At 71.7% G+C, this 14,930-nt stretch carries 13 protein-coding genes; 7 read left to right on the top strand and 6 right to left on the bottom strand.

Translation table 11 applies throughout. From position 1 onward, the window contains the following. Window positions 1–293: 293 nt before the first annotated feature. From ACZ7DY_RS09120 to ACZ7DY_RS09100, 5 genes are all read left to right on the top strand, one after another. Window positions 294–971, top strand: coding sequence for a spermidine synthase family protein (locus ACZ7DY_RS09120; protein WP_471131969.1), 678 nt, complete (start codon window positions 294–296; stop codon window positions 969–971). A gap of 65 nt (window positions 972–1,036) precedes the next feature. Next, window positions 1,037–1,777 carry a response regulator transcription factor gene (locus tag ACZ7DY_RS09115; protein ID WP_451512757.1) on the top strand — a complete coding sequence of 247 codons (741 nt, stop codon included), beginning with the start codon at window positions 1,037–1,039 and terminating at the stop codon, window positions 1,775–1,777. A gap of 13 nt (window positions 1,778–1,790) precedes the next feature. Beyond that, the gene (locus tag ACZ7DY_RS09110) at window positions 1,791–2,870 is read left to right on the top strand and encodes a sensor histidine kinase (protein ID WP_471131966.1); all 1,080 of its coding nucleotides are present in this window, start codon (window positions 1,791–1,793) and stop codon (window positions 2,868–2,870) included. 275 nt (window positions 2,871–3,145) lie between these two features. After that, the gene (locus ACZ7DY_RS09105) at window positions 3,146–6,973 is read left to right on the top strand and encodes a multifunctional oxoglutarate decarboxylase/oxoglutarate dehydrogenase thiamine pyrophosphate-binding subunit/dihydrolipoyllysine-residue succinyltransferase subunit (protein WP_471131963.1); all 3,828 of its coding nucleotides are present in this window, start codon (window positions 3,146–3,148) and stop codon (window positions 6,971–6,973) included. A gap of 128 nt (window positions 6,974–7,101) precedes the next feature. Further along, window positions 7,102–7,284: a DUF6104 family protein gene (locus tag ACZ7DY_RS09100; protein WP_003961784.1), complete on the top strand. Its 183-nt coding sequence runs from the start codon at window positions 7,102–7,104 to the stop codon at window positions 7,282–7,284. A gap of 177 nt (window positions 7,285–7,461) precedes the next feature. Here ACZ7DY_RS09100 and ACZ7DY_RS09095 read toward each other — a convergent pair whose 3' ends face one another. Next, on the bottom strand, window positions 7,462–7,794 hold the full coding sequence (locus tag ACZ7DY_RS09095; protein WP_471131960.1) for a hypothetical protein: 333 nt from the start codon (window positions 7,792–7,794) through the stop codon (window positions 7,462–7,464). 542 nt (window positions 7,795–8,336) lie between these two features. After that, on the bottom strand, window positions 8,337–9,197 hold the full coding sequence (locus ACZ7DY_RS09090; RefSeq protein ID WP_471131956.1) for a hypothetical protein: 861 nt from the start codon (window positions 9,195–9,197) through the stop codon (window positions 8,337–8,339). A 180-nt stretch (window positions 9,198–9,377) separates the two neighbouring features. Between ACZ7DY_RS09090 and ACZ7DY_RS09085 the strand changes: the two genes are divergently transcribed. Together ACZ7DY_RS09085 and ACZ7DY_RS09080 are read left to right on the top strand one after the other, a co-directional pair. Next, the gene (locus tag ACZ7DY_RS09085) at window positions 9,378–10,304 is read left to right on the top strand and encodes a DUF4097 family beta strand repeat-containing protein (protein ID WP_471131953.1); all 927 of its coding nucleotides are present in this window, start codon (window positions 9,378–9,380) and stop codon (window positions 10,302–10,304) included. Window position 10,305: 1 nt separating this feature from the next. Continuing rightward, window positions 10,306–11,448, top strand: coding sequence for a PadR family transcriptional regulator (locus ACZ7DY_RS09080; protein ID WP_471131951.1), 1,143 nt, complete (start codon window positions 10,306–10,308; stop codon window positions 11,446–11,448). A 97-nt stretch (window positions 11,449–11,545) separates the two neighbouring features. On the opposite strand, the gene ACZ7DY_RS09075 is transcribed toward ACZ7DY_RS09080, so the two are convergent. From ACZ7DY_RS09075 to ACZ7DY_RS09060, 4 genes are all read right to left on the bottom strand, one after another. Then, the gene (locus tag ACZ7DY_RS09075) at window positions 11,546–12,178 is read right to left on the bottom strand and encodes a Clp protease N-terminal domain-containing protein (RefSeq protein ID WP_471131950.1); all 633 of its coding nucleotides are present in this window, start codon (window positions 12,176–12,178) and stop codon (window positions 11,546–11,548) included. Further along, window positions 12,178–12,387 carry a helix-turn-helix domain-containing protein gene (locus tag ACZ7DY_RS09070; protein ID WP_471131949.1) on the bottom strand — a complete coding sequence of 70 codons (210 nt, stop codon included), beginning with the start codon at window positions 12,385–12,387 and terminating at the stop codon, window positions 12,178–12,180. The genes ACZ7DY_RS09075 and ACZ7DY_RS09070 overlap by 1 nt, the downstream gene beginning before the upstream one ends. Before the next feature lie 89 nt (window positions 12,388–12,476). Beyond that, a complete protein-coding gene (locus ACZ7DY_RS09065; protein ID WP_471131948.1) occupies window positions 12,477–13,439 on the bottom strand; it encodes a zinc-binding dehydrogenase in 963 nt (320 codons plus the stop codon). Window positions 13,440–13,649: 210 nt separating this feature from the next. Further along, entirely contained in the window at window positions 13,650–14,873 is a 1,224-nt protein-coding gene (locus tag ACZ7DY_RS09060) for an NAD(P)-dependent malic enzyme (protein WP_471131947.1), read from the bottom strand. Between the last annotated feature and the right edge of the window lie 57 nt (window positions 14,874–14,930).

Here is a 14,930-nt window from a genome sequence, read left to right as displayed (position 1 = left end):
CCGCCTCGTCGCACGGCGGCCCTCCTGCCCGCGTCCCGGTGCCCGGCGTCTTCGTGCCGGACGTGTCCTCGGCGGGCTGCACGCTCTGGTTCACGGGTGAGGCGCTCCTTCCGTCCCGCCCAACCCTTTGCCCTCTTTTCCGGTGTTGTCTATGACCGGCGCCACGTGAGGTGCGTCTCACAACAGTTCCACGGCAACCCGGGGGGCGCGTTCTGCGTTGCGCGCTCCGGCCGGGCGGGGACGGCGGGAAAAACAGGGCGGGCCGGGCGGCGCCCCGAAATACGCTGGGCGCCATGCACACCCACACCACCGCCCCCGTCGTGCTCGACCGGCGCGAGGGTCCTCACGGCGAGGTCGTCCTGCGGCGCCACGGTGAGCTGCTGCAGATCATCGCCAACGGCTGTTTCCTCATGGACACCTCCGACGGCCGCTCCGAGCGACGGCTCGTCGACGCGGCCCGCGACGCCCTGGACGACCGCCCCGGCCCGGCCGTGCTCATCGGCGGCCTCGGCGTCGGCTTCTCCCTCGCACACGCCGCCGCCGACCCCCGGTGGGGACGCATCACCGTGGTGGAGCGCGAGCGCGCGATCATCGACTGGCACGGCGGCGGACCGCTCGCCGGACTGACCTCGACCGCGCTCGCCGACCCACGTACGCAGATTCTTCACACCGATCTCGTCACATACGTCGCCGAGGCCACGGAGACGTACGACGCGCTCTGTCTGGACATCGACAACGGCCCCGACTGGACGGTGACGGAGGGCAACAACTCCCTTTACTCACCTGCCGGTCTGACGGCCTGCAAAGCACGTCTGAACCCCGGCGGAGTGCTCGCCGTCTGGTCCGCACAGCCCTCGTCCGCTTTCGACGACGCTCTACGGAATGCCGGATTCCAGAGGGTACGGACGGAAGAGATCCCCGTTGCCCGAGGCGTCCCGGACGTGGTCCACCTCGGCGTCAGGGCTGCGTAGCCGAGGTGCCTTCGCGACCCGTACTCTGCTGACCGAACACAAGCGATCAGTGTCAGGGGCGGGCGATGGAGCAGACACACACCTCCCACAACAGCGCCACGGCGGCGACGCCGGGCGCACAGCGCCGGGTGCTGGTGGTCGAGGACGACCCGACGATCGTCGACGCCATCGCCGCCCGGCTGCGTGCCGAGGGTTTTGTCGTGCAAACGGCCGGCGACGGCCCTTCGGCGGTCGACACCGCCCAGGCGTGGCAGCCCGACCTGCTCATCCTCGACATCATGCTGCCGGGCTTCGACGGCCTCGAGGTGTGCCGCCGGGTCCAGGCCCAGCGTCCCGTCCCGGTGCTCATGCTCACCGCGCGTGACGACGAGACGGACATGCTGGTCGGGCTCGGCGTCGGCGCCGACGACTACATGACGAAGCCGTTCTCCATGCGGGAGCTGGCGGCCCGCGTGCACGTCCTGCTGCGCCGGGTCGAGCGGGCCGCGCTCGCCGCGACCACGCCCCGCAGCGGCATCCTCCGCCTCGGCGAGCTGGAGATCGACCACGCCCAGCGGCGTGTGCGGGTGCGCAGCGAGGACGTCCACCTCACCCCCACCGAGTTCGACCTGCTGGTATGCCTGGCCAACACCCCGCGTGCCGTCCTCTCCCGCGAGCAGCTGCTCGCGGAGGTGTGGGACTGGGCCGACGCCTCGGGCACCCGTACCGTCGACAGCCACATCAAGGCGCTGCGCCGGAAGATCGGTGCGGAGCGGATCCGTACCGTGCACGGCGTCGGGTACGCCCTGGAGACTCCCACCCCGTGAGGCGGGTCGTGCGATGAGCGGACCCTTCCAAGGACTGCGACCGTTCTCCATCAAGACCAAGCTCGGCGCCTTGGTGGTCGTCTCGGTGTTCATCACCACGGGCCTGCTCCTGGTGGCGATGGAGACCGAGACCGAGCTGCGCTTCATCACCGTCTTCTCGGTGATCGCCACCCTCCTCATCACCCAGTTCGTGGCGCACAGCCTCACCGCCCCGCTCGACGAGATGAACGCGGTGGCCCGCGCCGTCTCGCACGGCGACTACACGCGCCGGGTGCGCGGCGCCGACCGGCGCGACGAGCTGGGCGACGTGGCCTCCACGATCAACGCCATGGCGGACGACCTGGAGGCCCAGGACACCCAGCGCAAGGAGCTCGTCGCCAACGTCTCGCACGAGCTGCGCACCCCCATCGCGGCGCTGCGCGCGGTCCTGGAGAACGTCGTCGACGGCGTCTCGGCCGCCGACCCCGAGACGATGCGCACGGCCCTGAAGCAGACCGAGCGCCTGGGACGGCTCGTCGAGACCCTCCTGGACCTCTCCCGCCTGGACAACGGCGTGGTGCCGCTCAAGGCCCGCCGCTTCGAGGTGTGGCCCTATCTGTCGGGCGTCCTGAAGGAGGCCAACATGGTGGCCTCCGCGCGCGCGGGCATCGCGTCGGGCTCCGGCAGCCACACGCGTACGGACGTCCATCTGCACCTCGACGTCTCGCCGCCGGAGCTGACGGCCCACGCGGACGCGGAGCGGCTCCACCAGGTCGTGGCGAACCTCATCGACAACGCGGTCAAGCACAGCCCGCCGCACGGGCGCGTGACGGTACGGGCCCGGCGCGGCCCCTACCCCGAGTCCCTGGACCTGGAAGTGCTCGACGAGGGCCCCGGCATCCCGGAGTCGGAGTGGCACCGCGTCTTCGAGCGCTTCAACCGCGGCAGCCATGCGGGCGCCCCCGGGAAGGGCTCGGGGAACGACGGCGGCACGGGGCTCGGGCTCGCCATCGCGCGGTGGGCGGTCGATCTCCACGGAGGCCACATCGGGGTGGCCGAATCCCCTCGCGGCTGCCGGATCCAGGTCACTCTTCCGGGCCTGCCCGGAGCGTGAAGTTGACGTAGGGTTCGAGTGGAAGCGTTTCGCCGGTGCTGCTCAGGGGCACTCGGGAGCCGCTGCCGCGCGTAGACGCCCCACCGGCGTACCCGCGCGGCCATGTCGCGTTGCAGAACCTCGCTTGTTTCCCGCCATTTCACGCGCCGAAACCATTGATCCAGTGTGACTTACGCGACGGATGCCGGGCCCGGTCTGCATCTCGCGCCCTGGGAGGCGTAGCCTTTATTTCCGCTGTCCATCACCTTGTGAAGCGGAAGAGGGCGGTTACCGCCGTGTCGCCACAGTCCCCCAGTAACTCGAGCATCTCGACCGACCAAGACGGGCAGGGCAAGGACCCTGCTGCTGCCTTCGGTCCCAATGAGTGGCTCGTCGACGAGATCTATCAGCAGTACCTCCAGGACCCGAATTCGGTCGACCGAGCCTGGTGGGACTTCTTCGCCGACTACAAGCCAGGGGCGGGCGCTTCCGTAGCCGCCACCCCGGCGAAGCCGGCGGGTGACGCGGCCGCGGGGGCCGCGTCCACCAGTGCTCCCGCCGCCCAGGCCGCGCCCGCCGCTCCGGCGAAGCCCGCGGCCCAGGCCGCGCCCGCCGCCGCGGCTCCGGCCGCTCCCGCGAAGCCCGCGGCCACCGCTCCGGCCCCCGCCGCGAAGCCGGCCGCCAAGCCCGCGGAGGCCAAGCCGGCCGCGAAGCCCGCCGCCAAGGCGGAGCCTGCTGCCGACGCGGCCCCGGCCGGTCCCGAGTACGTGACGCTGCGCGGCCCCGCCGCCGCGGTCGCGAAGAACATGAACGCCTCGATCGAGGTCCCGACGGCGACGTCGGTCCGCGCGGTCCCGGTGAAGCTGCTCTTCGACAACCGCATCGTCATCAACAACCACCTCAAGCGCGCCCGCGGCGGGAAGATCTCCTTCACGCACCTCATCGGGTACGCGATGGTGCAGGCCATCAAGGCCATGCCGTCGATGAACTACTCCTTCCAGGAGAAGGACGGCAAGCCCACCCTGGTCAAGCCGGAGCACATCAACTTCGGCCTCGCCATCGACCTGGTGAAGCCCAACGGCGACCGCCAGCTGGTGGTCGCGGGCATCAAGAAGGCCGAGACGCTGAACTTCTTCGAGTTCTGGCAGGCCTACGAGGACATCGTCCGTCGCGCCCGCGACAACAAGCTGACGATGGAGGACTTCACCGGCGTCACGGTCTCCCTGACCAACCCCGGCGGCCTCGGCACCGTCCACTCGGTCCCGCGCCTGATGCCCGGCCAGTCGGTCATCATGGGCGTCGGCTCCATGGACTACCCCGCGGAGTTCCAGGGCACCTCCCAGGACACCCTGAACAAGCTCGGCATCTCGAAGGTCATGACGCTCACGTCGACCTACGACCACCGGGTCATCCAGGGCGCCGCCTCCGGCGAGTTCCTGCGGATCGTCGCCAACCTCCTCCTCGGCGAGAACGAGTTCTACGACGAGATCTTCAAGGCGCTCCGGATCCCCTACGAGCCGGTCCGCTGGCTCAAGGACATCGACGCCTCGCACGACGACGACGTCACGAAGGCCGCCCGCGTCTTCGAGCTGATCCACTCCTACCGCGTCCGCGGCCACGTCATGGCCGACACGGACCCGCTGGAGTACAAGCAGCGCAAGCACCCCGACCTGGACATCACCGAGCACGGCCTCACCCTGTGGGACCTGGAGCGGGAGTTCGCGGTCGGCGGCTTCGCCGGCAAGTCGATGATGAAGCTGCGCGACGTCCTCGGCGTGCTGCGCGACTCGTACTGCCGCACGACCGGCGTCGAGTTCATGCACATCCAGGACCCGAAGCAGCGCAAGTGGCTCCAGGACCGCATCGAGCGGACCCACGCCACCAAGCCCGAGCGCGAGGAGCAGCTGCGCATCCTGCGCCGGCTGAACTCCGCGGAGGCCTTCGAGACCTTCCTGCAGACGAAGTACGTCGGCCAGAAGCGCTTCTCCCTGGAGGGCGGCGAGTCCGTCATCCCGCTGCTCGACGCCGTGCTCGACAGCGCCGCCGAGGCGCGCCTGGACGAGGTCGTCATCGGCATGGCCCACCGCGGCCGCCTGAACGTCCTCGCCAACATCGTCGGCAAGTCGTACGCCCAGATCTTCCGCGAGTTCGAGGGCAACATGGACCCCAAGTCCATGCACGGCTCCGGCGACGTGAAGTACCACCTGGGCGCCGAGGGCACCTTCACCGGCCTGGACGGCGAGCAGATCAAGGTCTCGCTGGCCGCCAACCCGTCCCACCTGGAGACGGTCGACCCGGTCATCGAGGGCATCGTCCGCGCCAAGCAGGACATCATCAACAAGGGCGGCACGGACTTCACGGTCCTGCCCGTCGCCCTGCACGGTGACGCGGCCTTCGCGGGCCAGGGTGTGGTCGCCGAGACGCTCAACATGTCGCAGCTGCGCGGCTACCGCACGGGCGGCACGGTCCACATCGTCATCAACAACCAGGTCGGCTTCACCGCCGCCCCGGAGTCGTCGCGCTCCTCCATGTACGCCACCGACGTGGCCCGCATGATCGAGGCGCCGATCTTCCACGTGAACGGCGACGACCCCGAGGCCGTCGTCCGCGTCGCCCGGCTCGCCTTCGAGTTCCGCCAGGCGTTCAACAAGGATGTGGTGATCGACCTCATCTGCTACCGCCGCCGCGGTCACAACGAGTCGGACAACCCGGCGTTCACGCAGCCGCTGATGTACGACCTGATCGACAAGAAGCGCTCGGTGCGCAAGCTCTACACCGAGTCCCTCATCGGTCGCGGCGACATCACCCTGGAAGAGGCCGAGCAGGCGCTGCAGGACTTCCAGGGCCAGCTGGAGAAGGTCTTCACCGAGGTCCGCGAGGCCGTCTCGCAGCCGGCGCAGGCCGACGTGCCCGCCCCGCAGGCCGAGTTCCCGGTCCACGTCGACACCGCGATCTCCCAGGAGGTCGTCAAGCGGATCGCCGAGTCCCAGGTCAACATCCCCGACCGGGTCACCGTCCACCCGCGTCTGCTGCCCCAGTTGCAGCGCCGCGCGACGATGGTCGAAGAGGGCACGATCGACTGGGGCATGGGCGAGACCCTCGCCATCGGCTCGCTGCTCCTCGAGGGCACCCCGGTCCGCCTGTCGGGCCAGGACTCCCGCCGCGGCACGTTCGGCCAGCGCCACGCGGTCCTCATCGACCGCGCGACGGGCGAGGACTTCACGCCGCTGATGTACCTCTCCGAGGACCAGGCGCGCTACAACGTCTACGACTCGCTCCTCTCCGAGTACGCGGTGATGGGCTTCGAGTACGGCTACTCGCTGGCCCGTCCCGAGTCCCTCGTCATGTGGGAGGCGCAGTTCGGTGACTTCGTCAACGGCGCGCAGACGGTGGTGGACGAGTACATCTCCGCCGCCGAGCAGAAGTGGAACCAGCACTCGGGCGTCACGCTGCTGCTGCCGCACGGTTACGAGGGCCAGGGTCCGGACCACTCGTCCGCCCGCATCGAGCGCTTCCTCCAGCTGTGCGCGCAGAACAACATGACGGTCGCGATGCCGACCCTCCCGTCGAACTACTTCCACCTCCTGCGGTGGCAGGTGCACAACCCGCACCACAAGCCGCTGGTGGTCTTCACCCCGAAGTCGATGCTGCGCCTGAAGGCGGCGGCCTCGAAGACGGAGGAGTTCACGACGGGCGGCTTCCGTCCGGTCATCGGCGACGCGTCGGTCGAGGCGTCCGCCGTCCGCAAGGTCGTCTTCTGCGCGGGCAAGCTGTACTACGACCTGGAGGCCGAGCGTCAGAAGCGCGGCGCCACGGACACGGCGATCATCCGGATCGAGCGGCTGTACCCGCTGCCCGGTGCCGAGCTCCAGGCGGAGATCGCCAAGTACCCGAACGCCGAGAAGTACCTGTGGGCGCAGGAGGAGCCGGCGAACCAGGGCGCGTGGCCCTTCATCGCCCTCAACCTCATCGACCACCTGGACCTGGCGGTCGGCGCGGACATCCCGCACGGCGAGCGCCTGCGCCGCATCTCGCGGCCGCACAGCTCGTCCCCGGCGGTCGGTTCGGCCAAGCGCCACCAGGCCGAGCAGGAGCAGCTGATCAGCGAGGTCTTCGAGGCCTAGCCCCGGCTGTCGTACGTGGGTGGGCCCGGTCCCGAGCACTTGTCGCTCGGGACCGGGCCCACCGGCGTTCGCGGCCCTTTGAGCGCCTACCATGAACGGGTAGCAGCCGTCCGCACCAGGAGCATGAGTTGTACTTCACCGACCGTGGCATCGAGGAACTGGAGAAGCGGCGCGGCGAGGAGGAGGTCACCTTCGAGTGGCTCGCCGAACAGCTCCGCACCTTCGTCGACCTCAACCCCGACTTCGAGGTCCCGGTGGAACGCCTGGCGACGTGGCTGGCCCGCTTGGACGACGAGGACGAGGACGAGTAACGCGGGAGTGCTGCGCTGAGGGGGGTGGGGGGCTCCCGCCAGTGCGCGGCAGCGGACGAGGACGAGTAGCGGCGGCAGTGCTGCGCTGAGGAGGGTGGGGGGAGCTCCCCCGGTTTCCTGCCCGGCGTCGTCCAGGAGCACGGCGCCACTGCGGCAGAGGACGGCTAGCGGAGGCCGTCACCCGCCGAGCAGAGCGGGGACCGGCTCCCGCCAGTGCGGCAGCGGCAGGGTGCCCGGTTCTCTGGTGAGCACCTGTACGCAGACGTGGGTCGGCGCCGCGCCGGCGTCGAAGTGGGCGTGCACGCGCGCATGGAGGGTGTCCACGTCCCCGTGGGCGACCAGCGCGTCGACGAGACGGTGGCTCGGCCGCCCGCCCACGAGGCCCTCGCCACCGAAGCCCATACGGCGCGCGTTCGCCGCCTGATGGGGCGCCCGCGTGGCATAGCCGCGACGTGCCGCGCGGCACTCTCTCAGCCCCGCGCCCGCCTCCGGTGCGGCCGCACCCTTCATGCCGCGAGCGGGCCAGCCCCGCCCTCAGCGTGCTCTCAGCCTCGCGCCCGCCTCTGGTCGTACGCAAAGCCCGGCCGCGCCCTTCAAGCCGCGAGCGGGCCAGCCCCGCCCTCAGCCCCGTGCTCTCAGCCTCGCGCCCGCCTCCGGTCGTACGCGAGCCCAGCCACGCCCTGCGCCAGCAGCAGCGCCGCCGCCACACCCCACCCACCACTCCGCCGCCGAACCGCCCACACCCCAAGGGGCACCCCCACCGCGACATGAGCCGCAGGCGAGCCCCCGCGCGCGGGGCCCACACACCTACGGGCTCCTCACCCGCGACCCCACGTCTCGGAACCCGCCGAGCCGACCAGCCCCGCCCTCAACCCCGCGCCCGTCCCCGGTCGTACGCGAGCCCAGCCACGCCCTGCGCCAGCAGCAGCGCCGCCGCCACGTGAGCCGCAGCCAGCCCCCGCGCCCGGGGCCCACGCACCCACGGGTTCCTCACCCGCGACCCCACGCCTCAGAACCCGCCGAGCAGACCGGCCCGCTTAAGCCCCCGGCCCTCAGCCCCGCACCCGCCTCCGGTCATACGCGAACCCAGCCGCGCCCTGCGCCAGCAGCAGCGCTGCCGCCGCACCCCACCCACCACTCCGCCGCCGAACCGCCCACACCCCGAGCGGCAACCCCACCACCACGTGAGCCGCAGCCAGCCCCCGCGCCCGGGGCCCACGCACCCACGGGCCGAGCGGGCCTCTGTCGACCGCGCCGAAATCCACTCGCACCGCGTCCCGCCAGCCGGGCCAATCGACCTGACGTACGCCCTGCCGGGTCCGCGCGGCCTCGCGCAGGCGGTCGGCGGGTTGGCCGGGGGTGAGGCCGGGCGGCAGGGTGAGGCCCGTGCGGGAGAGGACGGCGAGGAGGCCGAGCATCCTCACGCGGGCGTCGGCCGCCGTGTCGGGGTGGGCGAGCGCGTCGAGGGACTGCATGTCCAGTACGGGGTCGAGGCCAAGCCGCGCGGCCAGCGTCCGCATCGCCTCGTCCTCCCCCACGGGCGTCCCGTTCGCGAGCCATTCGTAGCCGACGGTCCGCCGGAAGCCCACGGCGAGGGTGCAGCCGGACCAGTCGCGGTCCCACCACAGGGCGAGCGCGGGCCGGCCCGAGCCGACGGCGAGCGCGGTGGCCCACCCGGTGAGCACGCGGTCGACCGGCTCCTCGCCGTGCAACCACGGAGTGCCCTCGGGCACCAGCACGCTCCAGCCGGGGCCCGCCTCCGCCAGCAGCATCCGTTCGCGGAGGAGCCGGGCGGCGGGCTCGACGGCGTCGGGCTCGGCCCGGCAGAGCAGCAGCGCACCCGCGACATGGGAGGAACCTGCGGCGGCGCCGGCGGGTCCAGGGGTCTCGGGCGGGGAAGCGTCGGACGACATGGCCCCACGCTAGGACAGATCGGGGCATTCAGCGCATAGATCGCCATCCAGGCCACTCGGCCGCCCGGTCACCCGTTCGTGTGTCTTGACTTCCCGTATCCGCGATATATCGTGAATGGCATAGGACGCGATATGGCGCGTCGAACCCGGCCCGCCGAGGCCCGTCCAGGAGGTCAGCTCATGTCGGAGTGGTCCGTCGCCGAGCCCCGGAAGCTCACGTTCGACGCCCCCGTGACAGCACTCCACGTCCGCGTGGTGAACGGAACGGTCAACGTGGTGGGCACCGACGAAGGTTCCGCCCGCCTGGAAGTCACCGAGATCCAGGGCCCGCCCCTGACCGTGACGGAGAAGGGCGGCACCCTCACCGTCGCCTATGACGACCTGCCCTGGAAGGGCTTCCTGAAGTGGCTCGACCGCAAGGGCTGGCACCGCAGCGCGGTCGTCTCCCTCGCCGTCCCCGCAGGCACCCGCGTCGAGGTGGGCGTGGTCGGCGCGTCCGCGGTGATCTCCGGCATCGAAGGACGCGCGACGGTGAAGGGAGTCACCGGCGACACGACGCTGCTCGGCCTCGCGGGCAAGGTCCGCGCGGACACGGTCTCCGGCAGCCTGGAGGCGCAGGGCGTCACCGGCGACCTCCGTTTCAACTCCGTCTCCGGCAATCTCACGGTCGTCGAGGCCGCGGGCCCCTCCGTCCGGGCCGACTCGGTGAGCGGCTCGATGGTCGTGGACCTCACCCCGGCGGGCAGCCCGACCGACGTCGCGCTGACGAGCGTCTCGGGCGAGATCGCCATACGGCTCCCGCACCCGGCGGACGCCGAGGTCGAGGTCGACACGGCGAGCGGCGCGGTGTCGAACGCCTTCGAGGACCTGCGGGTGGGCGGCCAGTGGGGTGCCAAGCGGATCACGGGCCGGCTCGGCACCGGCCGCGGTCGGCTCAAGGCGACGACCGTCTCCGGCTCCATCGCGCTCCTGCGCAGGCCACCGACGGAGGAAGAGCCGTACGACGAGGTCCCCCTGGACCCCGCCCCGTCCGACGCCGCCCCCGCCACCCGGCACGACAGCCCGAGCGACCCGCAAGACGGCCCGACCGACAAGAAGGTGCTCTGACATGCCCCCCGTGTTCGCCCACGGCCGCCTGCGCCTGTATCTGCTCAAGCTGCTCGACGAAGCCCCCCGCCACGGCTATGAGGTGATCCGCCTCCTCGAAGAGCGCTTCCAGGGCCTGTACGCACCCTCCGCCGGCACGGTCTACCCCCGCCTCGCCAAGCTGGAGGCCGAGGGTCTGGTCACCCACACCACCGAAGGCGGCCGGAAGGTCTACGCCATCACGGACGCCGGCCGGGCCGAGCTGGCCGACCGCAGCGGCGAACTGGCCGACCTGGAGCTGGAGATCCGCGACTCGGTCGCCGAGCTCGCCGCCGAGATCCGCGACGGCGTCCAGGGCGCCGCCGGTGAGCTGCGCCGCGAGATGCGGGCCGCCGCCAGGGAGGCGCGCGCCACGGGCGGCCAGCCCCCGACGCATCCCTTCCCGGACCCGGGCGATTTCTTCGACGGTTCCCTGGGCGACAAGGAGAGCTGGCGCCAGGCGAAGGAGGAGTTCAAGCGGGCCAGGCAGGAGTGGAAGGAGCAGGCAAGGCGGGCGAAGGACGAGAGCCGCCGGGCCCGCGAGGAGGCCCAGCGCGCCCGCAGGCAGGCCAAGGACGCCCAGGAGAGGGCGCGCGCCCAGGCCCGTGAGGCGCAGGAGCAGGTCCAGCGCATCGCCCGGCGCGTGCAGGAGCAGGTCCAGGACCACTTCGCGCGGGGCGACTGGCCCACGGGTGTGGGCGAGGGCCTCTCCGAACTGGCCAAGGAGTTCGGCGAGTTCGGCATGGACCTCGGCAAGAGCTTCGGCACCCACCTCGGGAAGGAGGGCCCCGAGGGCAGCGTCAAGGACAGAGCCAAGGACAGCGCCGGGGCCGGCACCGAGGACAGCTCCGGCGAGGGCGCCGCGGACGGGGCCCGGACGCCCAAGTTCAGTACCGCCGCCGAGGATCTCCCCGTGGAGTACCTCCCCGACTGGGCCCGCGAGGACTCCACCGGCAATCCCGCCAGAGACCTCGACCGCCTCCTGGACCGCTTCCGCGACGACATCCGCGACGCGGCCCGGGACCACGGGGTGACGGAGGAGCAACTGCGGGATTCCAGGCGCCACTTGTCCGAGGCGGCGGCCCACATCGCGGCCACCCTGCGCGCCCCGGACCACAGCTCCTGACCGACCCGACCACCCGACCCGGCGGGGACGCGGCGCCACACCCCGCACACCCCGCACACCCCGCCGGGCCCCGTGACGGCGCCCTCGGTACGGCGGCTCAGGCAGGTGTGGGGTACAGGATCCGTTCCAGGTCCGCGTACGTGACGCCGTGGTCCGCGAGGATCTCCGAGACCATGCCGGGGCGGACCGTGAGCGCCAGGAGGAGGTGGTGGCCCCCGATGACCCGGTCGCGGCGGGCGGTCGCGATCCGCAGGGACTTCGTGAGGACCTCCTTGGCGTCCCGCCCGAAGGGACGCCGCCCGAGCCACGCCTTCCAGCCCTTGCGCGGCGCGCCCTCGTCGCCTCGGCCACTCTCGTCACCTCGACCGCCCTCGTGGCCGGCGCCGGCGACCGCGCCCGCCAGTACGCCGGTCCCGTGCGCCTCCTCGACCCGGGAGACGATCTCGTCGACGTCGATGCCGAGGCCGGCGAGCGCCTCCGCGTCGGCCTGCGAGAGCCCACCCCGGCGCCGCGCCTCGGCGAGGGCCCCTTCGACCGACCCGCGCCGCTCCGCGACCCCGAGGGCCGTCAGGGCGAACGCGGCACGACTGACGCCGGCGCCCTCGTCGAGCTGCGCGAGCAGGGCGAGCAACAGGTGTCCGTCATCGACCGACGGGGCGCCCTCCCGCTCCGCCTGCTCCACCGCGCCCACGACCACCGCGCGGGCCTCCTCGGTGAACTTCTCGAACATCACTGCCTCCCGTACTTCTTGTGCACGGCCTGCCTGCTCACCCCGAGCTCCGCGGCGATCTCCTGCCACGACCAGCCCTGCCGGCGCGCGCTGCGCACCTGCACGGCCTCCAGCTGCTCCACCAGCTTTCGCAGCGCGGTGACGGCTCGCAGCCCGATCCGTGGGTCGCGATCGCCCGCACGCTCGGCGAGATCCGTTGCTTCGGTCATACATGTCAACTTACGTTGACATGAGGTGAGCGTCAACCGTGGTTGACACGAAAGGAGGGAGGGCGCCCTGACGCCTCAGGGCTCAGGGCTCAGGGCTCCAGGACGATCTTTCCGAACTGCTCGCCCGACTCCAGCCGTTCGAAGCCCTCCCGGGCCCGGTCCAGGGGCAGCACCTCGTCGATCACCGGCCGTACGCCGGTCGCGGCACAGAAGGCCAGCAGGTCCTCCAGCTCGTCCTTGGTCCCCATGGTCGAGCCGACGACCTTCAGCTCAAGGAAGAAGATCCGGGTGAGTTCGGCGTGCGAGGGCCGGTCGCCGCTGGTGGCCCCGGAGATGACCAGCGTGCCGCCGGGCTTCAGCGACTTGACCGAGTGGGACCAGGTGGCCGCGCCCACCGTCTCGATGACGGCGTCCACCCGCTGCGGGAGCCGCGCGCCCGCCTCGACGGCCTCCACCGCGCCCAGTTCGAGCGCCCGCTTCCGCTTGGCCTCGTCCCGGCTCGTGGCGAAGACCCGCAGGCCGGCCGCCTTGCCGAGCACGATCGCGGCCGTGGCGACACCGCCGCCCGCGCCCTGCACGAGGACCGAATCCCCGGGGCGCACCCCGGCGTTGGTGAAGAGCATGCGGTACGCGGTCAGCCACGCCGTGGGGAGGCAGGCCGCCTCGGCGAAGGAGAGTTCCTTCGGCTTGGGCAGGACGTTCCAGGTGGGGACGGCGACGCGCTCGGCGAAGGTGCCCTGGTACTTCTCGGTGAGGATCGAGCGGCCCTCGCGCGGCCCGACGCCGTGGCCCGTCTGCCCGATGACGGAGTGGAGCACCACTTCGTTGCCGTCCTCGTCGATCCCGGCGGCGTCACAGCCGAGGATCATCGGCAGCTTGTCCTCGGCGAGGCCGACCCCGCGCAGCGACCAGAGGTCGTGGTGGTTGAGGGAGGCGGCCCTGACGTTCACGGTCGACCAGCCGGGGCGCGCCTCGGGGGCGGGCCGCTCCCCCAACTCGAGGCCGGTGAGCGGCTGGTCACGGTCGATACGAGCAGCGTAGGCAGCGAACATGAGGTGACCCTAGGCCTGACCTGCGCTCCGACGGAACCTCGTACGGCTGTGACACGCGCCGCTACAGGCCGTCGCCGCCGGGTGACCCCCGCGCACGTACCCGCGGGCGCACCGCCGCGCCCCCACCCGGCCCCGCATCCCGCCCAACGCACCGCGCCCCCTGCCGCACGAGGTGCACGGCAGGGGGCGCGAGAGGTACCGGGTCCGGCGTCAGCTCCGGGCCACGCCCTCGGCGCGGGCGGCGGCGGCGACCGCGGCCGTCACGGCCGGGGCGACCCGCTCGTCGAACGGCGAGGGGATCACGTAGTCCGCGGAGAGGTCGTCCCCGACGACGTCCGCGAGGGCGTCGGCCGCGGCGATCTTCATGCCCTCGGTGATGCGGGAGGCGCGCACCTGGAGCGCTCCGGCGAAGATGCCGGGGAAGGCGAGCACGTTGTTGATCTGGTTCGGGTAGTCCGAGCGGCCGGTCGCCACCACGGCCGCGTACTTGTGCGCGACGTCGGGGTGGACCTCGGGGTTCGGGTTGGCCATGGCGAACACGAAGGAGTTCGGCGCCATGGACGCGACGGCCGGCTCGGGGACGGTGCCGCCCGAGACGCCGATGAACACGTCGGCGCCCTCCAGGGCCGCCTCCAGCGAACCGCTGATGCCGGCCTTGTTGGTCAGCTCGGCGAGCTCGCGCTTGACCGGGGTGAGGTCGTCCCGGTCGCGGCTCACGACGCCCTTGCGATCGGCGACCGCCACGTCCCCGAGCCCCGCCTCCAGCAGGAACTTGGCGATGGCGACCCCGGCCGCGCCGGCGCCGGAGATCACGGCGCGCAGCTCGCCGAGCGTGCGCCCGGTCAGCTTCGCCGCGTTCCGCAGGGCGGCCAGCGTGACGACGGCGGTGCCGTGCTGGTCGTCGTGGAAGACGGGGATGTCGAGGCGCTCCTGCAGCTTGCGCTCGATCTCGAAGCACCGGGGTGCCGAGATGTCCTCCAGGTTGACGCCGCCGAACGACGGCGCGAGGCGCACGACGGTCTCGACGATCTCGTCGGCGTCCGTGGTCGCGAGCGCGATCGGCACCGCGTCCACGCCGCCGAACTGCTTGAACAGAATGGCCTTGCCCTCCATCACCGGGAGGGAGGCCTCGGCGCCGATGTCCCCGAGACCGAGCACCGCGGTCCCGTCGGTCACCACGGCGACGACATTCGATTTCCACGTGTAGTCGTGGACGAGCTCCGGCCGCTCGGCGATCGCGCTGCACACTTTCGCGACGCCGGGCGTGTAAGCCAGGGACAGGTCGTCCTTGTCGCGGACCGGCACGGTGGCCTGCACGGCCATCTTGCCGCCGCGGTGCAGCGCAAACGCCGGATCGAAGGGCTCGGCCGCACCAGCGGGGCCCTCGTGATCCGTACTGCTGTCGCTGCGAGGATTGACGATCTCCGCTGCCACTTGTCTGACCCCTTAAGTCTTATTCATCAGTTGAGGGTGTCCACTCCCGGTTGAGAA

It is taken from the genome of Streptomyces sp. NPDC037013, from assembly GCF_055607265.1.
Note: the sequence above shows the minus strand (reverse complement) of the source record. Positions and strands in the feature narration are given on the sequence as shown.

Excerpts from the sequence above, each read along its gene's own strand:
- ACZ7DY_RS09120 (WP_471131969.1), top strand. The coding sequence starts at position 294 with ATGCACACCCACACCACCGCCCCCGTCGTGCTCGACCGGCGCGAGGGT.
- ACZ7DY_RS09115 (WP_451512757.1), top strand. The coding sequence starts at position 1,037 with ATGGAGCAGACACACACCTCCCACAACAGCGCCACGGCGGCGACGCCG.
- ACZ7DY_RS09110 (WP_471131966.1), top strand. The coding sequence starts at position 1,791 with ATGAGCGGACCCTTCCAAGGACTGCGACCGTTCTCCATCAAGACCAAG.
- ACZ7DY_RS09095 (WP_471131960.1), bottom strand. The coding sequence starts at position 7,794 with ATGAAGGGTGCGGCCGCACCGGAGGCGGGCGCGGGGCTGAGAGAGTGC.
- ACZ7DY_RS09090 (WP_471131956.1), bottom strand. The coding sequence starts at position 9,197 with ATGTCGTCCGACGCTTCCCCGCCCGAGACCCCTGGACCCGCCGGCGCC.
- ACZ7DY_RS09085 (WP_471131953.1), top strand. The coding sequence starts at position 9,378 with ATGTCGGAGTGGTCCGTCGCCGAGCCCCGGAAGCTCACGTTCGACGCC.
- ACZ7DY_RS09080 (WP_471131951.1), top strand. The coding sequence starts at position 10,306 with ATGCCCCCCGTGTTCGCCCACGGCCGCCTGCGCCTGTATCTGCTCAAG.
- ACZ7DY_RS09075 (WP_471131950.1), bottom strand. The coding sequence starts at position 12,178 with ATGTTCGAGAAGTTCACCGAGGAGGCCCGCGCGGTGGTCGTGGGCGCG.
- ACZ7DY_RS09070 (WP_471131949.1), bottom strand. The coding sequence starts at position 12,387 with ATGACCGAAGCAACGGATCTCGCCGAGCGTGCGGGCGATCGCGACCCA.
- ACZ7DY_RS09065 (WP_471131948.1), bottom strand. The coding sequence starts at position 13,439 with ATGTTCGCTGCCTACGCTGCTCGTATCGACCGTGACCAGCCGCTCACC.